This window comes from Mesorhizobium sp. M7A.F.Ca.MR.148.00.0.0, assembly GCF_003997735.1.
In the GTDB taxonomy this organism is placed as follows: domain Bacteria; phylum Pseudomonadota; class Alphaproteobacteria; order Rhizobiales; family Rhizobiaceae; genus Mesorhizobium.
Window position 1 is genome coordinate 1 of the sequence record NZ_RZTB01000390.1, and the last position, 499, is coordinate 499.

At 63.3% G+C, this 499-nt stretch carries 1 protein-coding gene; it reads right to left on the bottom strand.

What is annotated here, in order from left to right; genetic code table 11:
• On the bottom strand, positions 1-499 hold a 499-nt coding region (locus tag EOB49_RS34655; RefSeq protein ID WP_164781964.1), incomplete at both ends, for an ABC transporter substrate-binding protein.

Genomic DNA, 499 nt, shown 5'->3' on the forward strand with positions numbered 1-499 from the left:
ACATTGGCCGCCACCTCGAACAGCGAATGGACAAAACCGATCGGCTGGGTCCAGGGACGGCCGGTCTTGGCGGTGAAATCCGCAGCGAGTTCGGCCGAACTCTCGCCCGTCAGCGACGATTTGAACGGATGCGAGGCCGACCACCAGACCTCGGACGAGAGGTTGTGCCCGGCGTCGCCGAGCGTTTCGACCGATTGCGGGAAGAGGATCGCCTTGGCCACCGTCACCGCCTTGGGCTTGAAGCCCTGCTGACGGGCCTGGTTCCAGAAGGTGGTGAAATCGGGCGGAATGACCACACCGGTGACGATCTCGGCATTGGCCGCCTTGAAGACGTTGACCTGCGCGGTGAAATCGTCCGAGAGGTTCTGATAGCGACCGGGATCGGCAATGCTGAAGCCGGCGGCGTCGAGGCCGGGTTTCAGCCCGTTTTTCGGGTCACCCCAAGCATTGCCGTCGGCATCGTTGGGGAACAGCCCGCCCACCTTGCCGTTGGTGGAAA